This window comes from Leisingera caerulea DSM 24564 (assembly GCF_000473325.1).
GTDB classification, from domain to species: domain Bacteria; phylum Pseudomonadota; class Alphaproteobacteria; order Rhodobacterales; family Rhodobacteraceae; genus Leisingera; species Leisingera caerulea.
The window spans coordinates 2,747,611-2,765,606 of sequence record NZ_KI421513.1; the positions used below are offsets into that span (position 1 = coordinate 2,747,611).

A 17,996-nucleotide genomic window follows, 5' to 3' on the forward strand; every position below is an offset into this window, starting at 1 on the left:
CTGCGGGCGCTGCGGCGGCGGATGCGAGGCGCTGCCTCGCGCTCCGGGATATTTGGGGCCAGATGAAAGAAGGATCCGGTCTTCATCTGGCTGAAAATATCCCGGGGGAGGCCCGTCAGGGCCGGGGGCAGCGCCCCGGCTCCAAGTCAGTCGGCGCGCCGCGGCGGCTTCATCGCGACCACGCTGCCGGTTTCGGGATCGGTGCCGTCCGGCGGGCTTTGCAGCTGGGCCGACAGTTCCGGCAGCAGCTCGAACAGCTCCTCGCGCAGGCGGCCAAGGTGCGATTTTGCCAGTGATTCCTCGATTTCCACATCCCGGGTCCATTGGCGCAGCTCGTGCATCACCATCTTGGCGTCCTCCAGCCTCGTCTGGAAGGCATCCAGTTCCTCCTGGCGCTGCTTCAGAAATGTGCGGGCGCGCTCGACGTTGGCGTCTGAGTAGGTGCTGGCCAGGTCCTGGCTGACCTGGCTCATCTGCGCTGCCAGCTCCAGCACTTCCGGCTCCAGCTCGCCCAGATCCGGGTGGTTGCGCATGAAGGCCAGCCGTTCCTTGACCGCGTCGAATTCGGACCGGGCGGTGAACAGCCCTTTGCGGTCGCCCGCGTGGGCGGTGTGATAGGCGCGGGCCACATCCTCCATCTGCACGGTGAATTTGCGGTGCGAATTTTCCAGCGCCAGCATGCGGCCGTTGGCGGGCAGAAAAAACGCCAGCATCAGAACCAGCGCGGTCAGCGAGATCTGCGCCACCATGCCTGCCTGCGGATAATAGGTCCCGTCCAGCCCCGCCTGCAGCGTCAGCCAAGGCCAGACACCGGCAGCCGACAGCGCTGTCGCTAGGACCGCGCCGAGGGCGGCAATGCAGATCAGCGCAAACGTGAGGCGCAGGAACAGCGCCTGGGATTTGAAAAGGACAGTGTGAACGGCGGACATGAAAACCCCTCCATAATACCGAAACCACCCGGGGGCCGGTGGCAGGGGGGGGTGGCCTTGTCAGGCCGTCCACGGCGGCACCCTCGGAACACAACAACGCGGTTCGTCGGCAAAATGTTGCACAAGAATCAAATTTTAGGCAACTATCCGCTGATATTATTCCTTAACGCCTGCGGCGCATTTGCCATGCCGAGCACCAGCGAGGCGAATACGCAGCCGGTGAACAGGTAGAGCCCCCAGGCGGTCTCGATGGTGGCGAGGCCTATGCCCTTGGCGAGGGTTATATAGAGCGCGATCAGGAACACATCGGCCATCGCAAGCTTGCCCAGCACATGCAGCACCGGCTGCAGCCGCGCATCCAGCAGGTTCCACTGCACCAGTGCCAGGCCCATGGTTTTGAGATAGGGCGCGAAGATCGCAAAGAAGGTGACGATCAGCGCCAGCACCGCATCGCTGCCCCAAAGGCTCTGCAGCCCGGTGATCACCGAGATCTCGCTGAGGCCGAAGATCGGCAAGAGACCCGCCCGCATCAGCGGGGCAAACCAGGCGACGGGGTAGAGGATCAGCAGCGACAGGGTGAGGAGGCGGAGGGTCAACCTAGGTTAACTCGCTTCTTAATCTGGAGATGCTGCGCCGCACATACCACAACCCCAGGCACGAAAGCACTGTCCAGAAAAGTAGGACTGTTCCAGCCCCCCACGGACTTTCCCGAAGTATACCATCAGCTACCGCAAGGCAGAGTTTGCCAGATAAAGCGGTTGCAAGCATGGCACCCAAAAGCCGTACATTGGCTATTCTAAAAAACCTTCTGCGCAACAGCGGGGCATAGAGATCCGGGCCTTTAGCAACCTCGAACCAAACGCTCATAGTGAACATCATCACAATAGCGCCTAGTGCAATTGAATAGATTGCCATTTCTACCGCACCGCCTCGATCGGCCCCTCCGCGCGGCCGTGGATGAACTGCTCCATGTAGGGATCGCCCGAATGATCCATCTCCGCGACGGGGCCGGTCCATTGGATCACCCCGCCGTGCAGCATCGCCACGTTGTCGGCAATGGCGCGGACGGAGGTCATGTCGTGGGTGATGGTCATGGCTGTGGCGCCCATCTCCACCACGATTTCGCGGATAAGGTCGTTGATCACACCCGACATGATCGGGTCGAGGCCGGTGGTGGGTTCATCAAAGAAGATGATCTCCGGCTCCGCCGCAATCGCACGGGCCAAGCCCACGCGTTTCTGCATCCCGCCGGACAGTTCTGAGGGAAAGAGGTCCGCCACATTGGCCTTGAGCCCGACGCGGCGCAGCTTTTCGATGGCGATGGCGCGGGCTTCCTCCGCCGGCCGCTTCAGCGCCCCGCGCAAGAGGCGGAAGGCCACGTTCTGCCAGACCGGCAAGCTGTCAAACAGCGCACCGCCCTGGAACAGCATGCCGAAGCGGGCCAGGAACTTGTCGCGGTCGCCGGAGTCGGCGGGTTTGCCGTCGACATAGATCTGCCCTGAGTCCGGCTTGATCAGACCCAGGATGCTTTTCAGCGCCACCGACTTTCCGGTGCCGGAGCCGCCGATAATCACCATCGACGTGCCCTTGGGGATCTCCAGGGTCATGCCGTTCAGCACCTGGTTGTCGCCAAAGGCCTTATGGACGTTTTCCATGCGGATCATAGCGAGAAGAACACCCCTGTGAGGACAAAGTTGGCAGCCAGGATCAGCACCGCGGCGGATTCGACAGAGCCCTTGGTGGCGCGGCCCACGCCCTGGGCGCCGCGGCCCGATTGCATGCCGTAATAGCAGCCCATCATCGCCGCGATGGTGCCAAAGGCCGCGCCCTTGACCAGCGAGGAGATAATGTCGAGCGGCTCCAGGAAATCGACCGTGTTCTTGAGGTAGGCGGCAGCGTTGAAGCCGAGGTTCTGCACCGCAACCGTATAGCCGCCCATGATGCCGATGATGTCGCCGACGCCGACCAGAACCGGCACGGTGACCAGCGCCGCCAGCACGCGGGGCGCCACCAGGTATTTCATCGGATGGGTCGACAGCGTCACCAGCGCGTCGATCTGCTCGGTCACCTTCATGGTGGCGATCTCGGCGGCGATGGAGGAGGTCACGCGCGCCGCAATCATCAGTCCCACCAGAACCGGGCCCAGCTCGCGCACCATGCCGATGGCGACGATCTGCGGCACCACGGCTTCGGCGTTGAAACGGGCGCCGCCTGCATAGATCTGCAGCGCCAGCGCGCCGCCGGTGAAAATCGCGGTGAGGCCGACAACCGGCAGCGACAGCCAGCCGATGTTCAGCAATGCCTGCAGCAACTCACGGGGGTAATAGGGCGGGCGGACCATGTGGCTGAAGGCTCCCAGCGCAAACAGCGCTGCGCGCCCGACCGCGGCCATCCCGGCCAGCGCGGTGCGGCCCAGCCGGGCCAGGAGGCTGACGGGATTCATTCCTGATAGGTCCGTGCGTAGCGGTGCCCGGTGGCGGTCAGGATCTCATACCCGATGGTGCCGGCGGCTTCGGCCAGCGTATCTACGGTCTGATGCTCATTGAGGATGACCAGCGCCTCCGGCACCTCTGCCAGGCCGGTGACATCAACAGTGATCAGATCCATCGAGATCCGGCCCACGACAGGGCAGGGGGTGTCCCCGGCATAGACCTGAATGCCGCCATTGCCCATCGCCCGGTGCAGGCCGTCGGCGTATCCCGCCGCCACGGTGGCGATGCGGCTGGGGCGCTTTGCCACCCAGGCGTTTCCGTAGCCGGCGCTTTCGCCCGGCTCCAGGTCGCGCACCTGAATGACCGGCAAATCAAGATGCACCACCGGCAGCGCGTCCTTGAACGGCAGGCCGCCATAAAGACCGATGCCGGGGCGGCAAAGGTCGAAGTGGTAATCGGAGCCCAGCAGCATGCCGCCGGTCGCGGCCAGCGAGCGCGGAATGTCCAGCCCGTCCGTAAACTCGCGGAAGGTGTGCAGCTGGCGGGCGTTCATTTCGTGGCCCGGCTCATCGGCGCAGGCAAGGTGCGACATCAGCAGCACCGGGTTCTGGCCCAGGGCGATCTCCGCCACCGCGGCCCATTCACCCGGCTCCATCCCCAGCCGGTTCATGCCGCTGTCCAGCTGCACCCCGAACGGGTGGCCGGGCAGGGTTTCGAAATGGCGCAGCATCTGGTCCAGCGAGTTCAGCATCGGCGTCAGCTGGAAATCCTTCAACAGCTTGGCGTCGCCCTCCATATGGCCAGAGAACACCGAAATGCCGGGACCAGGCCCCAGCGCACGGCGCAGCGCGCCGCCTTCCTCGGCCGCGGCCACAAAGAAATTGCGCGCGCCGGCTTTGGCCAGCGCCTTGCCCACGCGGCCTGCATCCAGGCCATACCCGTTCGCCTTGACCACTGCCGCAGTCTCGCAGCCGGTCAGCGCATCCAGATTCCGCCAGTTGGTGACCAGCGCATCCAGGTTGATTGTCAATCTTGCCGTGCTCATGCGGTGTTCATGACACGGGGAAAGCGCAGGTCAAGGGGGAAAAACCGGAATGCCGGCGGAGGTTTGCCTTTGCCGGACCAAAAAAGCCCGGTCCGGCGGGGGTGCCGGGCCGGGCTGGTGCTGATGGCCTGACGGTCAATGGGTCCGGCAGGCAGCAGCACTGTAAATCCGCGATCCGGCCCGCCGGGCCGTGATCAGTGTTCGTCGTAGCCCTGCTGCCAGGCCTTGGCGAGGTTGCCGAAGCGGGTGAACTGCGCTTCGAACGACAGCTCCACCGTGCCGATGGGGCCGTGACGCTGCTTGCCGACGATGACCTCGGCCTTGGCGTGCAGCCGTTCCATCGCCTGCTTCCACTCTTCCATCTTCTCCAGTTCGTGGTCGCCGGGCTTTTCCCGTTCCTTGTAGTATTCCTCGCGGAACACGAACATCACCACGTCGGCGTCCTGTTCGATCGAGCCCGATTCCCGCAGGTCCGACAGCTGCGGACGCTTGTCCTCGCGGTTTTCCACCTGACGCGACAGCTGCGACAGCGCGATCACCGGGATGTTCAATTCCTTGGCAATCGCTTTCATCCCCATCGAGATTTCGGCGATCTCGTTGACCCGGTTGTCGGACATGCCGCGGCAGAGCTGCAGATAGTCGATCACCAGAAGGTCCAGCCCGTGCGTCCGCTTCAGGCGGCGGGCCCGTGCGGCCAGCTGCGAGATCGGGATCGCCGGCGTGTCGTCGATGAACAGCGGGCAGCTTTCCAGGTCCTTTGCCGCCTGCACAAAGCGGCGGAATTCGCTTTCCGTCATGTCGCCCTGGCGGATCTTGTGCGAGGAAATCTCCGACGCTTCCGCCAGGATCCGGCCCGCCAGCTGCTCGGCGCTCATCTCGAGGCTGAAGAAGCCCACGACGCCGCCGTCCAGCGCGCCTTCCGATCCGTCGGGTTTCACCCCGCGTTTATATGCCTTGGCGACGTTGAAGGCGATGTTGGTCGCCAGCGACGTCTTACCCATAGAGGGGCGGCCTGCGAGGATGAGGAGGTCCGAGGGATGCAGGCCGCCAAGTTGCTTGTCGAGGTCTGTCAGGCCCGTCGAGATGCCGGCCATGCCGCCACCCCGCTGATACGCCTCGTTGGTCACATTGACCGCTTCTGTGACGGCCTTCAGGAATGATTTGAAGCCGCTTTCCGTCTGGCCCTGCTCTGCCAGCTGGTAAAGCGCCTGCTCTGCTTCAACGATCTGCTCTTTAGGTTCTGATGCCACGTCAACGCGGCGTGCCTTTTCCGAAATGCTCTGGCCCAGGGCGATCAGCTCGCGCCGGATCGCCAGGTCGTAGATCATCTGCGCGTAATCCCGCACCGCAAAGGCGGAGATCGACGCGCCCGCGAGCTTGGCCAGATAGGCCGGCCCGCCCAGTTCCTTCAGCCCCTCGTGGTCCTCCAGGAACGCCTTCAGCGTCACTGGCGAGGCCAGCGCGTTCTTGGAGATCCGCGCCGCGGCCACCTCGTAGATGCGGGCGTGCACGGGGTCGTAGAAATGCGACGAATCGATGATCAGCGCGATCTTGTCGTAGACCTCGTTGTTGGTCAGAATCGCGCCCAGCAGCTGCTGTTCCGCCTCTACCGAATGCGGCAGCTCATTGTCCGGCATCGCGGCCTCCGGCGCCGCGGCGGAGTCGGGCATCGGGGCAGGAGGGGGCATGTCGCCGTCGAAAGGGGTAATCTCGTTCATCACTGCTCTCGTCTTTCCGGCCGCCTTATACGGTGCGCGGGGCCATTCGCCTATCTGGGAATCTCTGGGGATCCCTTGTGGATATCCGCACCGGGCCTGTGGGCTGTTTACCGCAATGGGCCAGCAAGCCTGTCCTAAGCAAACTACATGATGCGGCAGGGTTTGGGTAGACCCCTATATCTGCCTGTCAGTCTTTGCGGAAAACGATTCGAAGCGGGCTTTTCCACAGCCCGCCCGGTAACGCATGACCAGGCGTTAAGCGGATTTGCGCGCGCCCCGCTTCCGGCTTTGGGAGGCGGGCGAGTTGCCCGTCGTCCCAAGCGCTTGGTCCGCCTCAGGCTTTATGCGCTTCCTGCCAGGCGCGCGGGTCCTTCAGGAAGGTTTCCACCTCATCCAGCGTCCCGGTGCTGAACACGCCCTGTGCGCGCGCCTCGGCCAGAACATCCCACCAGGTGCACAGGTAATGCAGCTCCACCCCGTGATCGCCCAGTGTCTTGGTGGTTTCCGGGAAGATGCCGTAATAGAAAATCACCGCGGTGTGGCCGCAGGTGGCGCCGGCCTCGCGGATCGCATCGACAAACGACAGTTTCGATCCGCCGTCGGTGGTCAGGTCCTCCACCAGCAGCACCCGCTCGCCCTCGCTCATCGCGCCTTCGATGCGGGCGTTCTTGCCGTACCCTTTGGGCTTCTTGCGCACATAGGTCATCGGCAGTGCCAGCCGCTCCGCCACCAGGGCGGCAAAGGGGATGCCCGCGGTCTCGCCGCCGGCGATGTTGTCAAACGCCTCAAAGCCCGCGTTGCGCATCACGGTCACCGCCATGAAATCCATCAGGGTGGAGCGGATGCGCGGAAAGGAGATCAGCTTGCGGCAGTCGATATAGCTGGGCGACGGCAGGCCGGAGGCCAGGGTATAGGGCTCTTCCGTGTTGAAGTTCACCGCGCCGGTTTCCAGCAGCATCCGGGCCGACAGGCGGGCGATTTCTTCTTTCGACGGATAGGAAGTGGGGATCATGGCGGCAGGCATCCTTTGCGGCGGCGGTTTTGCTGTCCTTAAACCGGAACGCTGCCGTTTTGAAGCCCTGGCGAAGGGCCGGCCCCCAATGATCGCGGGGGCCGGCCGCAGCGTGGTTCAAATGCGGTTCAGAAGATAAAGTCGTTGCCCGACAGATCGGCAATTCCGACCCCGTCCAGCGTGATCGAATTGCCGTTGTTGTCGCTGATCACAGCATCGCCATCGCCGTTTTCGGAAAGGTGGTTGTTCTTCAGATCGCGGAACGACTTGATGTTGCTGACACCGGACAGGTCGATCTTTTCCTTCCGGCCCGCGGTCTCGAAATCGGACACGGTGTCGTCGCCGAAGGCGCCCTTGAAGATGAACCGGTCGGCGCCGCCTTCGCCGAACAGGTCGTCGTTGCCGCCGTCGCCCAGGATCTTGTCGCGCCCGGCGCCGCCCAGGATCAGGTCATCGCCGCCCTTGCCGGACAGCGTGTCATTGCCACCCAGTCCCATCAGGCGGTTATCGCCGCCGTTGCCCAGGAGCTTGTCCGCGCTTTCGGAGCCGCGCGCCCGTTCAATGCTTTTCAGCGTGTCGCGGTCGCCGAAGCCGTCGATGGCAAAGCCCTTGGCCAGGTTCACCGTCACACCGTCCTCGCCGCCATAGCGCGCGTCGCGGTCATAGCGGACCTCGTCCTGGCCTTTGCCGCCGTTGATGGTGTCGTCGCCTTCGATGCCGCGGAAGTAGTTGGCCTTGCCGTTGCCGGTCAGCGTGTCGTCATGGGCGGAGCCGCGCAGCGCCTCGATGCTTTTCAGCGTGTCGGTCTTGCCCCAGCCGTCTGTTGCGGTGCCGTTGCCCAGATGCGCGGTGACGCCGCTGGGGTCCCAGGTGAACGCGACCTGGTCGAAGCCGCCGCTGCCGCCATTGTAGGTGTCGCGCCCGTCGGAGCTGACGAAATAGTCGTCGCCGGCGCCGCCGTTGAACGTGTCGCGGCCCGCGGTGCCGAAGAACTCGTCGTCTTCGGTGGACCCGGTGGTGGCGAGCGACGACCAAGCTATGACCTGGCCCGGCGCCAGCGCCCCGGCGGGGTCGGACAAGCCGGAGATGGTATCGTCGAAGTCATTCCAATCCGCCGGTGAACTCACTTGCGGCAGCGCCGCCCCGTCAATCACGAAATAGAACTCTGTGTCAGTGTTATCGCCGGTTTCAAAAGTGACCCCCAGGATCACACTGGTGCCGCCGGACCAGGTGACCTGCGTCAATATTGTTTCGTCGGAGAGGAAGCTGAAATCAGGGTTGTTCAGATTAACGCCGCCGGAAATCGCCTGAAGGACATCGTCATTCATGTCGATAAAGGCGACGCCGTCGTCGTCACGGCCGCTAATGGAATAGGTGAAGGTCGAACTGGCGTCCGGAACCACCACCTGCACGTCGACGTTGCTGACGGACGACGGTTCGCCGTCCACAAAATCGACCCGTGCGCCACTGAATGTAAAAGTTGTCATACCATTGCCCCTTACCGGTATTGCGCCAGAAGCCGCCGCTGGCGGAAATCAATAGCCCGATACTTGAAGGGGGCTGCTGATTCCCGGCAAGGCGGAGGGGATAGAAACTTTATTGTTGGTTAACAAGTGTTGCTATTCGGCACGCCAGTACACGTCAAAGCCCGGATCAAACACGGTGACAGGCCCGTCGCCGCTCTCGATCTTCTCCGGGAACTTTACCGGCGCATCACCCTTGCTCAGCGTCAGGCTCCCGCCGCTCACCGGCAGGCCGTAAAACGCCGGGCCATGTTCGGAGGCAAAGCCCGCCAGCTTGTCCAGCGCGCCTTCCTCCTCGAACACATGCGCCAGCAGGGACATGGTGTTGGTGGCGGTGAAACAGCCGGCGCAGCCGCAGGCGCTTTCCTTGTTCGGGTCGGTGTGCGGGGCAGAGTCGGTGCCCAGGAAATAGCGCTTGTCGCCCGAGGTCGCAGCCGCCCGCAGCGCCAGCCGGTGCTCTTCGCGCTTGGCCACCGGCAGGCAGTAGTAATGCGGCTTGATGCCGCCCACCAGGATGTGGTTGCGGTTGATGATCAGGTGGTGCGTGGTGATCGTCGCTCCCAGGTCCTTGTCCTGGCTGGCGACATAGTCGGCGGCGTTTTTGGTGGTGATATGCTCCATCACAACGCGCAGCCCCGGGGTGGACTTGCGGATCGGGTCCAGCACCCGGTCGATGAACACCGCCTCGCGGTCGAAAATGTCGATATCGTGGTCGGTGACCTCGCCATGGGTGCACAGCGGCAGGCCGATCTCGGCCATTTTCTCCAGCACCGGGCGCACCTTCTCGAAATCGCGCACGCCAGAGGCGGAGTTGGTGGTCGCCCCGGCAGGGTACAGCTTCACCGCCTTGACCAGCCCGCTGGCATGGGCCGCGGCCACATCTTCCGGATCGGTGTCCTCAGTCAGGTAAAGCGTCATCAAGGGTTCAAACGCCATCCCTTCCGGCAGCGCCGCCAGGATGCGGTCCCGGTAAGCCGCGGCCTGATCCCCGGTCACCACCGGCGGCACCAGGTTCGGCATGATGATGGCGCGGCCGAAGTGGCGGGCGGTTTCGGGCAGCACGGCCTGCAGCATCGCGCCGTCGCGCAGATGCAGGTGCCAGTCGTCGGGGCGGGGGATGGTCAGCGTCTCGGTCATGCGCCCGCGTTAGCACATGACCGCACGGAAACAAAGCGGCGGATTGCGTGCTTTTACAGTCCGCGTCAGCGTTTGGGGGGGAAGGTGAACCCGCCCTCCTCGGCGCGTTGTTCCAGCTCCCGCAGGCGGCGGCGGAACCGCGGCGCGCGCATCCGCTCCGTCACATTGCGGCACATCAGCGCCATCAGGTAAGGGCGGTCCTCCCGCTCCAGCCGCCCCAGCAGGTTGCGCAGGAAGAAGGAGTTGTTGCGGCGGCTGCGGAACAGCTTGTAAAAGGCGCCCCCGGTGAGCTTGCGGCTGCCCGCCAGCGACAGGATGTGATAGAGCATCTCCATCTCGATCAGCCGCGTCTGCACCGCATCGCCCATATGCATCGCCCGCAGCCGGGTCACGTTCTTGCGGGCAAACAGCGAAGCGTGCATCGCGTCCAGCCGCTCCTGCGGATCATAGATCACATAGGCCTGATCCGCCGCATCCAGCATATCCGGCGCATAGCCGTAGCGATCGGTGAAGGACAGGCGGCGCATCTCGGCAAACCGGTCGTCCCATTCTGTCATCCGCGGGTCCAGCGTGGCCTGCGGCTGCACCGCCACAACGACAGCGCCGGGCGCCGCCACCGAATAGGCCGCCGCCGCATAGCCGCAAGGCCCTGCGCCGTAAAAGATCACGTTGTCGAATTCGTCGAAAAACCCGTCATCAATCAGCTGGTCGAAAAAGCCGTAGATGCCGCTGTCGCGGAACCAGGTGTCGCCGTCGGACACCACGCACATATGCGACCAGCCCAGGTTCTTCACCAGGTCAAACCCCAGCGGCTGCGCCAGATCGGACAGGTTGTGGATGCCTTGCATGGTCTCGAACGTCACCAGCAGCGTGTTGCCCTGGTCGATGAAGGTCGCGAAATGCCGGCTGCCCAGCGGCTGGAACATGCCATGTTCTTCGGCCAGGGCCGCCATCCGGGCCTTCCACTCTGCAGGCTTCAGCCCGGAAAGGTCTTCATCCAGATTTTCAAGTCCGTCCTGCATGCCTGCTATCCTCCGCGCCCTTCAGGAAAGGTCCGGGCCTGCTGTTCGGAGTAACAGTTAGGGGTGAATTAAGGCCAAATTTGGAAAAACTCTTGCCTCTTTAAGGCGTTGCAGCGTCCATTCGGCGGCCTTCAGCAGCGCCGCCAAAGGCTCAGCTGCCGTCCTCCGGCCGCCGCCCTGCGGATTGCCCCTGAACGGCAAAATCCCGCAGCAGCGCCGCCGCTGCCGGGCTGAGCGCGCGCGAGGGCGGCGTCATCAGCAGCCGGGCAAACAGCGCGCGGCTGGGTTCCTGCTGCATCAGTGCCGCAAACCGGGCATGGCGCCAATCCACCGCCTTGGCATGCAGCCGCGCCAGTTCCGGGTCGCTCAGCAGGCTGGCCTGAATCTCGGCCCGCGCCGCCCGGCAGCGGGTGATGGCGGTGTCCTCGGCGCCGCAATAGTTCCGCTCCACCCAGTAATCCATCCCCAGCTCCGCCTGCCGGTTGACGCGGCCGCGGTCAGCCTTCAGCACATAACTTTCCATCGCACCCAGCGGGTAGTGGTTCAGCTGCGCCAGACGCCCGTTGGGCTGGCCGTAGCTGGAAAACAGCCGCTTGGTCTTGAACTCGGCGCCCAGCTCGCGCCCCTCGCAGTCGAACCAGCGGAAGCTGTCCAGCCGCGCCGCATCCCTGGCATCGCGGGGGCGGTGAACGCCGCATTTGCGGTAGGTGCCGTCATTGCGGTACAGCGTCTTGAACATCACCGCCCGCCAGGGCCAATGGATCACCTCCGGCGCACAGCGGGTGAATTGCTCGGTGACCGGCACGTCCTCATACCGGACGATGCCGGCATTGCCGAACAGCCGCCAGGTCAGCGTCACCGCATCCGCCTGCGGCAGCGCAGCCAGCAGATCCGCCACCGTGCCGTCGCCGGTCTTGATGCAGACAAATTCGTCGATATCCAGCACCAGCACCCAATCGGCCTGTTTCATCAGCGGATGCCGGTCCGCCTGCTTCAGCGCGGTGAACTGGATGCCGCCCTTGTCATACGGGCCATCGTTGCGCAGGTGGGTCAGCTGCCCCAGCGCCTGCAGCCGGTCCAGCATCCGGGCGGTGCCATCCTGGCAGTTGTTGGAAAAGACAAGGAAATCGGTGAAACCCGCCGCCCGGTGATGGGCCAGCCATTCCAGCAGAAAGGCAGCTTCGTTGCGTACGCAGAGGATGGCCAGAACCCGCATCCGCCTCAGGCCCCCCGGCTGGAGTCAGCGGCCGGGGCAGGGCGGCAGGACGGCATGTGTGGCGCGTTGCGCATGGCGTGCTTCCCGCTCCTCGTAACCCGCGCCCGGGTCAGCGCATCTCAGGTTGGAAGTTTTACCTGCCCGGGCGGGATTTACAACTCTCCGGCGGCCTGCGCGGGTGCCGCCGCCCGCCGCCGCCGCAGCGTCTGCACGCCGCGCGGCTTGACCGGGGCCGCCCTGCGTGGCCTGTTGGGCGGGGCAAAGGGAGGCACAGCATGCAGCAGGCGCAGTCAATTGATCAGGTCCAGCAGATTCTCTTCGGCCAGGGCTATGTCTGCGGCCGGGCGCTGGCCACGGTGGTGTTCCTGTCGCTGAAACTGGGCCGCCCGCTGTTCCTGGAGGGCGAGGCCGGCACCGGCAAGACGGAGATCGCCAAGGCGCTGGCCGCGGGCCTCGGCCGCCGCCTGATCCGGCTGCAATGCTACGAGGGGCTGGATGCCGCCAGCGCTGTCTGCGAATGGAACTTCGCCGCCCAGATGGTCGCCATCCGCACCGCTGAGGCTGCGGGCGCTGCCGACCGCGCCGCGCTGCAAAACGAACTGTTCTCTGCCGACTACCTGATCGAACGCCCGCTGCTGCAGGCGATGCGCCCGGATGAACGCGGCGCGCCGGTGCTGCTGATCGACGAGCTTGACCGCACCGATGAACCGTTTGAGGCCTTCCTGCTGGAGGCGCTCAGCGACTTCCAGGTCACGATCCCCGAACTGGGCACCATCCACGCCCCGGAGCCGCCCATCGTAGTGCTCACCTCCAACCGCACGCGGGAGGTGCATGACGCGCTGAAGCGCCGCTGCCTCTACCATTGGGTCGACTACCCTGATTTCAGCCGCGAGGTGGAGATCCTGAACGCCCGCGCGCCTGAGGCCAGCCAGCAGCTCAGCCGCGAGATTGTCGCCTTCGTGCAGGCCCTGCGCACCGAAGATCTGTTCAAGAAACCGGGGGTGGCAGAAACCATCGACTGGGCCAATTGCCTCTTGGCGCTCGACGTCATCGCCCTCAGCCCCGAGGTGATCGCCGACACCCTCGGCGCCATCCTAAAATATCAGGACGACATCGCCCGCCTGCAGGGCTCCGAGGCGAAACGCATCCTCGACCAGGCCAAAGCCAGCCTGGACGCGGCGTGATGCTTCTTCTGGCTGAAAATATCCCGGGGGTATGGGGGCAGAGCCCCCATGAAACGCACTAGTGCCCGACACTCCGCCGCTGTCCCTGCCGGACGATCCCAAGCTGGTCCGCAACATCACCCATTTCGCCCGCGCCCTGCGCAAGGCGGGGCTGCCGATCGGCCCGGGCCGGGTGCTGGACGCGGTGCAGGCGGTGGCCGCCGCGGGCTTCACCAGCCGCGGGGATTTCTATTGGGCCCTGCACGCCTGTTTCGTCACCAAGCCGGAGCAGCGGCTGGTGTTTGCGCAGGTCTTCCGCCTGTTCTGGCGCGACCCCAGATACCTTGAGCAGATGATGGCCGCGATGCTGCCCGCAATCCGCGGCGTGCAGCAGGAGCGCGCCGCCAAACCCGCCGAAAAACGCGCCGCCGAGGCGTTGCTGGACGGGATGCTCGATCAGCCCGATGCCCCGGCGGAGGAGCCGGAAGGCACCGAAATCGACATCGACGCCGCCCGCACCGCCTCGGCAGAGGAGCGCTTGAAAACCCTGGATTTCGAACAGATGAGCACGGAGGAGGTTGCCGCCGCCAAACGCATTCTTGCCCAGCTGCAGCTGCCGGTGACGCCGATCCAGTCCCGCCGCCTGATGGCCTCGCCACAGGGCCGCCGGGCCGACTGGCGCCGCACCCTGCGCAAAGCCGCACGCCAAGGCGGCGATCTGCAAACCATCGCCCGCGCCAAGCGCCGCATCCGCTGGCCCAACCTGGTGGTGCTCTGCGACATCTCCGGCTCGATGAGCCAGTACAGCCGCATCATCCTGCATTTCCTGCACGCCGCCGCCAACGCCAAGGGCGCAGGCTGGGCCAGGGTGCATGGCTTCACCTTCGGCACCCGCCTCACCAATATCACCCGCCACCTGCACCAGCGCGACGTCGACGCGGCGCTGGCGGCGGCAGGGGCAGAGGCGCAGGACTGGGAGGGCGGCACCCGCATCGGCGGCTGCCTGCACGCCTTCAACCGCGACTGGTCGCGGCGGGTGATGGGGCAGGGGGCGGTGGTGCTCTTGGTCACCGACGGGCTGGACCGCGGCGATCCGGAGGTGCTGGCGCGCGAGATGCAGCGGCTGCAGCTGTCGTCGCGCCGCCTGATCTGGCTGAACCCCTTGCTGCGCTGGGACGGCTTTGCCCCCAAGGCGCAGGGCATCCGCGCCATGCTGCCCTATACCGACAGCTTCCGCGCGGGCCACTCCATTGCCTCGCTGGAGGAGCTGGCCCAGGTGATCTCCAGCCCTTCAGACACGGGCGAAAAGGCGCGGCTGATGGCGCTGCTGCGGTCCGGCGGAAATTAAATTCCAAAAACAGAATGTGACTTGATCTGAATCAACTTGTCTCCTATTGCCTTAATATATTCTGAAAACAGAATGTAACGTGCGAAAGGAGAAATCATGCCACTCAACTGGAAAGCCGGGGGCCTCCTGCTGGGGCTGGTGTTCTTTCTGGCGGTGCTGCTGGTCAAACCCATCGGGGTGTCGACCCAGTTCGTGATCCTCGACGGCATCATTGCCGATGCGGTCAACCCGCAGCTGGTGACGGAGACTGCCGGCGGGTACACCTCCAGCAATGCCTATCTGGCAAAATCGGACGGCAAATACGCCAAGTCCGTCGTCAATCCGCTGAACTACAGCTTTGTCTTCGTGCTGGCGATGGCGCTGGGCGGGCTGCTGTCGGCCAAGCTGCGCGGCGGCATCACCGGGGTAGAGCGCAGCGTGCATGCCCTGTGGCGCGCCAATTTCGGGGACAGCCCGGCGAAACGCTATGCCGCGGCCTTTCTCGGCGGGTTCATCGTGCTTTATGGCGCGCGGCTGGCGGGCGGCTGCACCTCCGGCCACATGATGTCCGGCATGATGCAGACCGCACTGTCAGGCTACATCTTTGCCGCCGGCGCCTTTGCTGCCGCCATTCCCGTCTCGCTGATGCTGTTCAAGAAGGAGGCCTGAGCCATGACCACCATTCTCCTGGCAATCGTGATCGGCGCCGCCTTTGGCGCGGTGCTGGACCGGATCGGGGCGTCCAACCCCAACTACATCGGCAAGATGCTGAACCTCACCAATCTGAACCTGGCCAAGGCCATCCTGCTGGCAATCGGCACCGGCTCGGTGCTGATGTTCGGCGGCCAGATGGCGGGGCTGGTCGATGTCGGCCACATGTCGGTCAAGGCCGCCTATGCCGGCGTCTTCATCGGCGGGTTGATGCTGGGCGCGGGCTGGGCGCTGGCGGGCTACTGCCCCGGCACCGGCGTGGTCGCCGCCGCCTCGGGCCGCAAGGATGCGCTGTTCTTCATCGCGGGCGGCCTGTTGGGCGCGGCGGCCTATATGGTCACCTACCCGGCATGGAAGGCCAGCGGCCTCTTGGACAGTTTCGCGGGCGGCAAGGTGACCCTGGGCACCGTGCCCGGCGCCAAATACGACGGCCTGACCGCGCTGCCCGGCGACCTTCTGGGCATCATCCTGGGTCTTGGGTTCATCGCCTTGGCCTTTGCCCTGCCGGACCGGCTGGTGCCGCAGAAAGCGGCCGCGCAGCCTGCGGAATAACCCGCGCGCGAGCAGCAGCAAGGGGCGCCCGCCGGGGATGGCGGGCGCATTCCTGTGCCTGACTGCTGCTTCGCGCTTGAAACTTCACGTGCCAGCGCCGAGGTTTAAAAGCAGCCGCCGCCCGGGCGGTCCGGGGAGAGACGCAAGATGCAGCACACCGCCCAGTTTGAGAACGCACCGGAAACCGCGCTGGACTGGCACAAGTCCGGCGCAGGCGCGGCCCTTGCGACCGTGGTGCAGACCTGGGGCTCCGCCCCGCGCCGCACCGGCGCGCAGCTGGCTGTGTCCGGCGATGGCAGGATCGAAGGCTCGGTCTCCGGCGGCTGCGTCGAAGGCGCGGTTGTGGTGGAGGCGCAGGAGGCGCTGGCGGACGGCAAACACCGGCTTTTGGAATTCGGCGTCAGCGACGAGGACGCCTTTGCCGTCGGCCTCGCCTGCGGCGGCACCATCAAGGTGCTGGTGGAACCCGTTGGCCCTGCATTGCCCGAGGACATGCTGGAGGAGCTGGCGGCCGCCCGCGCCAGCCGCGCGCCCGTGGCCTATGAGGTGAACCTGACAACCGGCGCCCGCCGCCTTGTGCGCGGGGAATACAAGGACCGGATGCGCATGGACCGCTCCGGGCTGGAGGACGACGAGGAGACCTTTGTCGCCGTCCACAACCCGCCGCTGCGGCTGGTCTGTGTCGGCGCTGTCCACATCGCGCAGGCGCTGGTGCCGATGGCGCGGATCGCGGGCTATGATCCGGTGATCATCGACCCGCGCGCGGCCTTCGCTTCACCGGAACGCTTCCCCGGCGAGACCCTGATGGACGACTGGCCCGACGAAGCCGTCGGAAAACTCGGCCTCGACACCCGCACCGCGCTGGTGCTGCTGACCCACGACCCCAAGCTGGACGATCCGGCGCTGCAGGCCGGGCTGGCAGCGGAGGTGTTCTACATCGGTGCGCTGGGCTCCAAAAAAACTCACGCCGCCCGTGCCGCCCGGATGCAGCAGGCGGGATTCACCGAAGACCAGATCAGCCGCATCCACGGCCCCATTGGCCTGGATATCGGCGCCGCCGGTCCGGCGGAAATCGCCGTTGCGATCCTGGCCGAAATGACCGCCGTCCTGCGCGGCAAACAGCCATGAGGTTCGGCCCGGTCCCCTTGAAAGATGCCGAAGGCGCGATCCTTGCGCATTCCTTGCAGGGCGCATCGCGCAAGGTGGCCAAAGGCACGGTGCTGACCGCCGAGGACCTCGATGATCTGGATGCCGCCGGTTACACGGAGCTGACCGTCGCCCGGCTGGACCCCGCCGACCTGCATGAGGACGCCGCTGCCGAAGCCCTCGCGCATGCGCTGGTTGCGGATCCGTCGGCGCAGGGCATCCGCATCTCCGGATCCGGCACCGGCAGGGTCAATCTTTATGCCACAGGCGCCGGGCTGGTGCGGCTGGACCGGGACAAGCTGGAGGCTGTGAACGCGGTGGACCCGATGATCACCGTTGCCACCGTGCCGGACTATCACCGGGCCGATGCGGGGGGCATGCTGGCGACCATCAAGATCATCTCCTATGGGGTATCCGCCGACGCCATCCGCCGCGCCAGCGAGGGCGCCGCGGATGCGATCCGGGTGCTGCCGCCGGTGCTGTCCTCCGCCACGCTGATCGAAACCACGGTGAGCGATGATACCCCGCCGGACAAGGGCCGCGCCGCGATGGCAGGCCGCCTGCACCGGATGGGGCTCAGCCTGTCGGCACGGGTGGTGGTCCCGCACCAGCAGGACGCGCTGGCAGAGGCCATCGCGCAGGCGCCGGGGCAGCTGGTGCTGATCCTCACCGGCTCCGCCACCTCTGACACCCATGACGTGGCGCCCGAGGCGCTGCGCGCCGCAGGCGGCACGGTGACCCGTTTCGGCATGCCGGTCGACCCCGGCAACCTGCTGTTTCTGGGCAAACATCAGGACAGGGTGGTGATCGGCCTGCCGGGCTGCGCCCGGTCTCCGGCCCTCAACGGCGCCGACTGGGTGCTGGAACGGGTGATCTGCGGCCTGCCTGTCGGGTCCGCCGATATCGCCGCCATGGGTGTTGGCGGCCTGCTGAAGGAAATCCCCACCCGCCCGATGCCGCGCCGCGACGCAGAAGGCTGACGCCGCAGCGCAGCGCGGGATTTGTGACGCAAGGTCACAACCATAGGTGCACCCTCCTGACCCGGAAATTACCCTTTGCCCCC

The 17,996-nt window shown here is 65.3% G+C and carries 17 protein-coding genes; 6 read left to right on the forward strand and 11 right to left on the reverse strand.

Features of this window, described 5'->3' with window-relative positions; genetic code table 11:
- Nucleotides 1–146: 146 nt before the first annotated feature.
- From CAER_RS0120560 to CAER_RS0120615, 11 genes are all read right to left on the reverse strand, one after another.
- Nucleotides 147–929 (reverse strand): hypothetical protein, encoded by a 783-nt coding sequence (locus CAER_RS0120560; protein ID WP_027237144.1) that lies wholly within the window; start codon nt 927–929, stop codon nt 147–149.
- 143 nt (nt 930–1,072) lie between these two features.
- The gene (locus tag CAER_RS0120565; RefSeq protein WP_027237145.1) at nt 1,073–1,525 is read right to left on the reverse strand and encodes a paraquat-inducible protein A; all 453 of its coding nucleotides are present in this window, start codon (nt 1,523–1,525) and stop codon (nt 1,073–1,075) included.
- Nucleotides 1,526–1,846: 321 nt separating this feature from the next.
- Entirely contained in the window at nt 1,847–2,593 is a 747-nt protein-coding gene (locus CAER_RS0120570) for an ABC transporter ATP-binding protein (RefSeq protein WP_027237146.1), read from the reverse strand.
- A complete protein-coding gene (locus CAER_RS0120575) occupies nt 2,590–3,372 on the reverse strand; it encodes an MlaE family ABC transporter permease (protein WP_027237147.1) in 783 nt (260 codons plus the stop codon). Before CAER_RS0120575 ends, CAER_RS0120570 begins: the two co-directional genes overlap by 4 nt.
- The gene (alr, locus tag CAER_RS0120580; RefSeq protein ID WP_027237148.1) at nt 3,369–4,406 is read right to left on the reverse strand and encodes an alanine racemase; all 1,038 of its coding nucleotides are present in this window, start codon (nt 4,404–4,406) and stop codon (nt 3,369–3,371) included. Before alr ends, CAER_RS0120575 begins: the two co-directional genes overlap by 4 nt.
- 194 nt (nt 4,407–4,600) lie before the next feature.
- Complete coding sequence (locus tag CAER_RS0120590) at nt 4,601–6,124, reverse strand: replicative DNA helicase (RefSeq protein WP_027237149.1); 1,524 nt, start codon at nt 6,122–6,124, stop codon at nt 4,601–4,603.
- A gap of 334 nt (nt 6,125–6,458) precedes the next feature.
- Nucleotides 6,459–7,136: an orotate phosphoribosyltransferase gene (locus CAER_RS0120595; RefSeq protein WP_027237150.1), complete on the reverse strand. Its 678-nt coding sequence runs from the start codon at nt 7,134–7,136 to the stop codon at nt 6,459–6,461.
- Between the two features lie 128 nt (nt 7,137–7,264).
- Complete coding sequence (locus CAER_RS28940; protein ID WP_027237151.1) at nt 7,265–8,623, reverse strand: calcium-binding protein; 1,359 nt, start codon at nt 8,621–8,623, stop codon at nt 7,265–7,267.
- A 132-nt stretch (nt 8,624–8,755) separates the two neighbouring features.
- A complete protein-coding gene (gene pyrC, locus CAER_RS0120605) occupies nt 8,756–9,796 on the reverse strand; it encodes a dihydroorotase (protein WP_027237152.1) in 1,041 nt (346 codons plus the stop codon).
- A 65-nt stretch (nt 9,797–9,861) separates the two neighbouring features.
- Nucleotides 9,862–10,818, reverse strand: coding sequence for a hypothetical protein (locus CAER_RS0120610; RefSeq protein ID WP_027237153.1), 957 nt, complete (start codon nt 10,816–10,818; stop codon nt 9,862–9,864).
- Between the two features lie 151 nt (nt 10,819–10,969).
- Nucleotides 10,970–12,034, reverse strand: a complete 1,065-nt coding sequence (locus CAER_RS0120615; protein WP_027237154.1) for a glycosyltransferase family 2 protein — start codon at nt 12,032–12,034, stop codon at nt 10,970–10,972.
- 275 nt (nt 12,035–12,309) lie between these two features.
- On the opposite strand from CAER_RS0120615, the gene CAER_RS0120620 reads away from it, so the two are divergent.
- The 6 genes from CAER_RS0120620 to CAER_RS0120645 all read left to right on the forward strand — a co-directional run bounded on the left by CAER_RS0120620 (nt 12,310) and on the right by CAER_RS0120645 (nt 17,913).
- Nucleotides 12,310–13,218, forward strand: a complete 909-nt coding sequence (locus tag CAER_RS0120620; protein WP_027237155.1) for an AAA family ATPase — start codon at nt 12,310–12,312, stop codon at nt 13,216–13,218.
- Nucleotides 13,219–13,279: 61 nt separating this feature from the next.
- On the forward strand, nt 13,280–14,545 hold the full coding sequence (locus CAER_RS0120625) for a vWA domain-containing protein (protein ID WP_027237156.1): 1,266 nt from the start codon (nt 13,280–13,282) through the stop codon (nt 14,543–14,545).
- Nucleotides 14,546–14,641: 96 nt separating this feature from the next.
- Nucleotides 14,642–15,193: a YeeE/YedE thiosulfate transporter family protein gene (locus CAER_RS0120630; protein ID WP_027237157.1), complete on the forward strand. Its 552-nt coding sequence runs from the start codon at nt 14,642–14,644 to the stop codon at nt 15,191–15,193.
- Between the two features lie 3 nt (nt 15,194–15,196).
- Nucleotides 15,197–15,787, forward strand: coding sequence for a DUF6691 family protein (locus tag CAER_RS0120635; protein ID WP_027237158.1), 591 nt, complete (start codon nt 15,197–15,199; stop codon nt 15,785–15,787).
- A 147-nt stretch (nt 15,788–15,934) separates the two neighbouring features.
- Nucleotides 15,935–16,915, forward strand: a complete 981-nt coding sequence (locus CAER_RS0120640) for an XdhC family protein (protein ID WP_027237159.1) — start codon at nt 15,935–15,937, stop codon at nt 16,913–16,915.
- Nucleotides 16,912–17,913, forward strand: coding sequence for a molybdopterin-binding protein (locus CAER_RS0120645; protein ID WP_027237160.1), 1,002 nt, complete (start codon nt 16,912–16,914; stop codon nt 17,911–17,913). The genes CAER_RS0120640 and CAER_RS0120645 overlap by 4 nt, the downstream gene beginning before the upstream one ends.
- The last annotated feature ends 83 nt before the right edge of the window (nt 17,914–17,996 follow it).

Excerpts from the sequence above, each read along its gene's own strand:
- CAER_RS0120560 (WP_027237144.1), bottom strand. The coding sequence starts at position 929 with ATGTCCGCCGTTCACACTGTCCTTTTCAAATCCCAGGCGCTGTTCCTG.
- CAER_RS0120570 (WP_027237146.1), bottom strand. The coding sequence starts at position 2,593 with ATGATCCGCATGGAAAACGTCCATAAGGCCTTTGGCGACAACCAGGTG.
- CAER_RS0120575 (WP_027237147.1), bottom strand. The coding sequence starts at position 3,372 with ATGAATCCCGTCAGCCTCCTGGCCCGGCTGGGCCGCACCGCGCTGGCC.
- alr (WP_027237148.1), bottom strand. The coding sequence starts at position 4,406 with ATGAGCACGGCAAGATTGACAATCAACCTGGATGCGCTGGTCACCAAC.
- CAER_RS0120590 (WP_027237149.1), bottom strand. The coding sequence starts at position 6,124 with ATGAACGAGATTACCCCTTTCGACGGCGACATGCCCCCTCCTGCCCCG.
- CAER_RS0120595 (WP_027237150.1), bottom strand. The coding sequence starts at position 7,136 with ATGATCCCCACTTCCTATCCGTCGAAAGAAGAAATCGCCCGCCTGTCG.
- CAER_RS28940 (WP_027237151.1), bottom strand. The coding sequence starts at position 8,623 with ATGACAACTTTTACATTCAGTGGCGCACGGGTCGATTTTGTGGACGGC.
- pyrC (WP_027237152.1), bottom strand. The coding sequence starts at position 9,796 with ATGACCGAGACGCTGACCATCCCCCGCCCCGACGACTGGCACCTGCAT.
- CAER_RS0120610 (WP_027237153.1), bottom strand. The coding sequence starts at position 10,818 with ATGCAGGACGGACTTGAAAATCTGGATGAAGACCTTTCCGGGCTGAAG.
- CAER_RS0120615 (WP_027237154.1), bottom strand. The coding sequence starts at position 12,034 with ATGCGGGTTCTGGCCATCCTCTGCGTACGCAACGAAGCTGCCTTTCTG.
- CAER_RS0120620 (WP_027237155.1), top strand. The coding sequence starts at position 12,310 with ATGCAGCAGGCGCAGTCAATTGATCAGGTCCAGCAGATTCTCTTCGGC.
- CAER_RS0120630 (WP_027237157.1), top strand. The coding sequence starts at position 14,642 with ATGCCACTCAACTGGAAAGCCGGGGGCCTCCTGCTGGGGCTGGTGTTC.
- CAER_RS0120635 (WP_027237158.1), top strand. The coding sequence starts at position 15,197 with ATGACCACCATTCTCCTGGCAATCGTGATCGGCGCCGCCTTTGGCGCG.
- CAER_RS0120640 (WP_027237159.1), top strand. The coding sequence starts at position 15,935 with ATGCAGCACACCGCCCAGTTTGAGAACGCACCGGAAACCGCGCTGGAC.
- CAER_RS0120645 (WP_027237160.1), top strand. The coding sequence starts at position 16,912 with ATGAGGTTCGGCCCGGTCCCCTTGAAAGATGCCGAAGGCGCGATCCTT.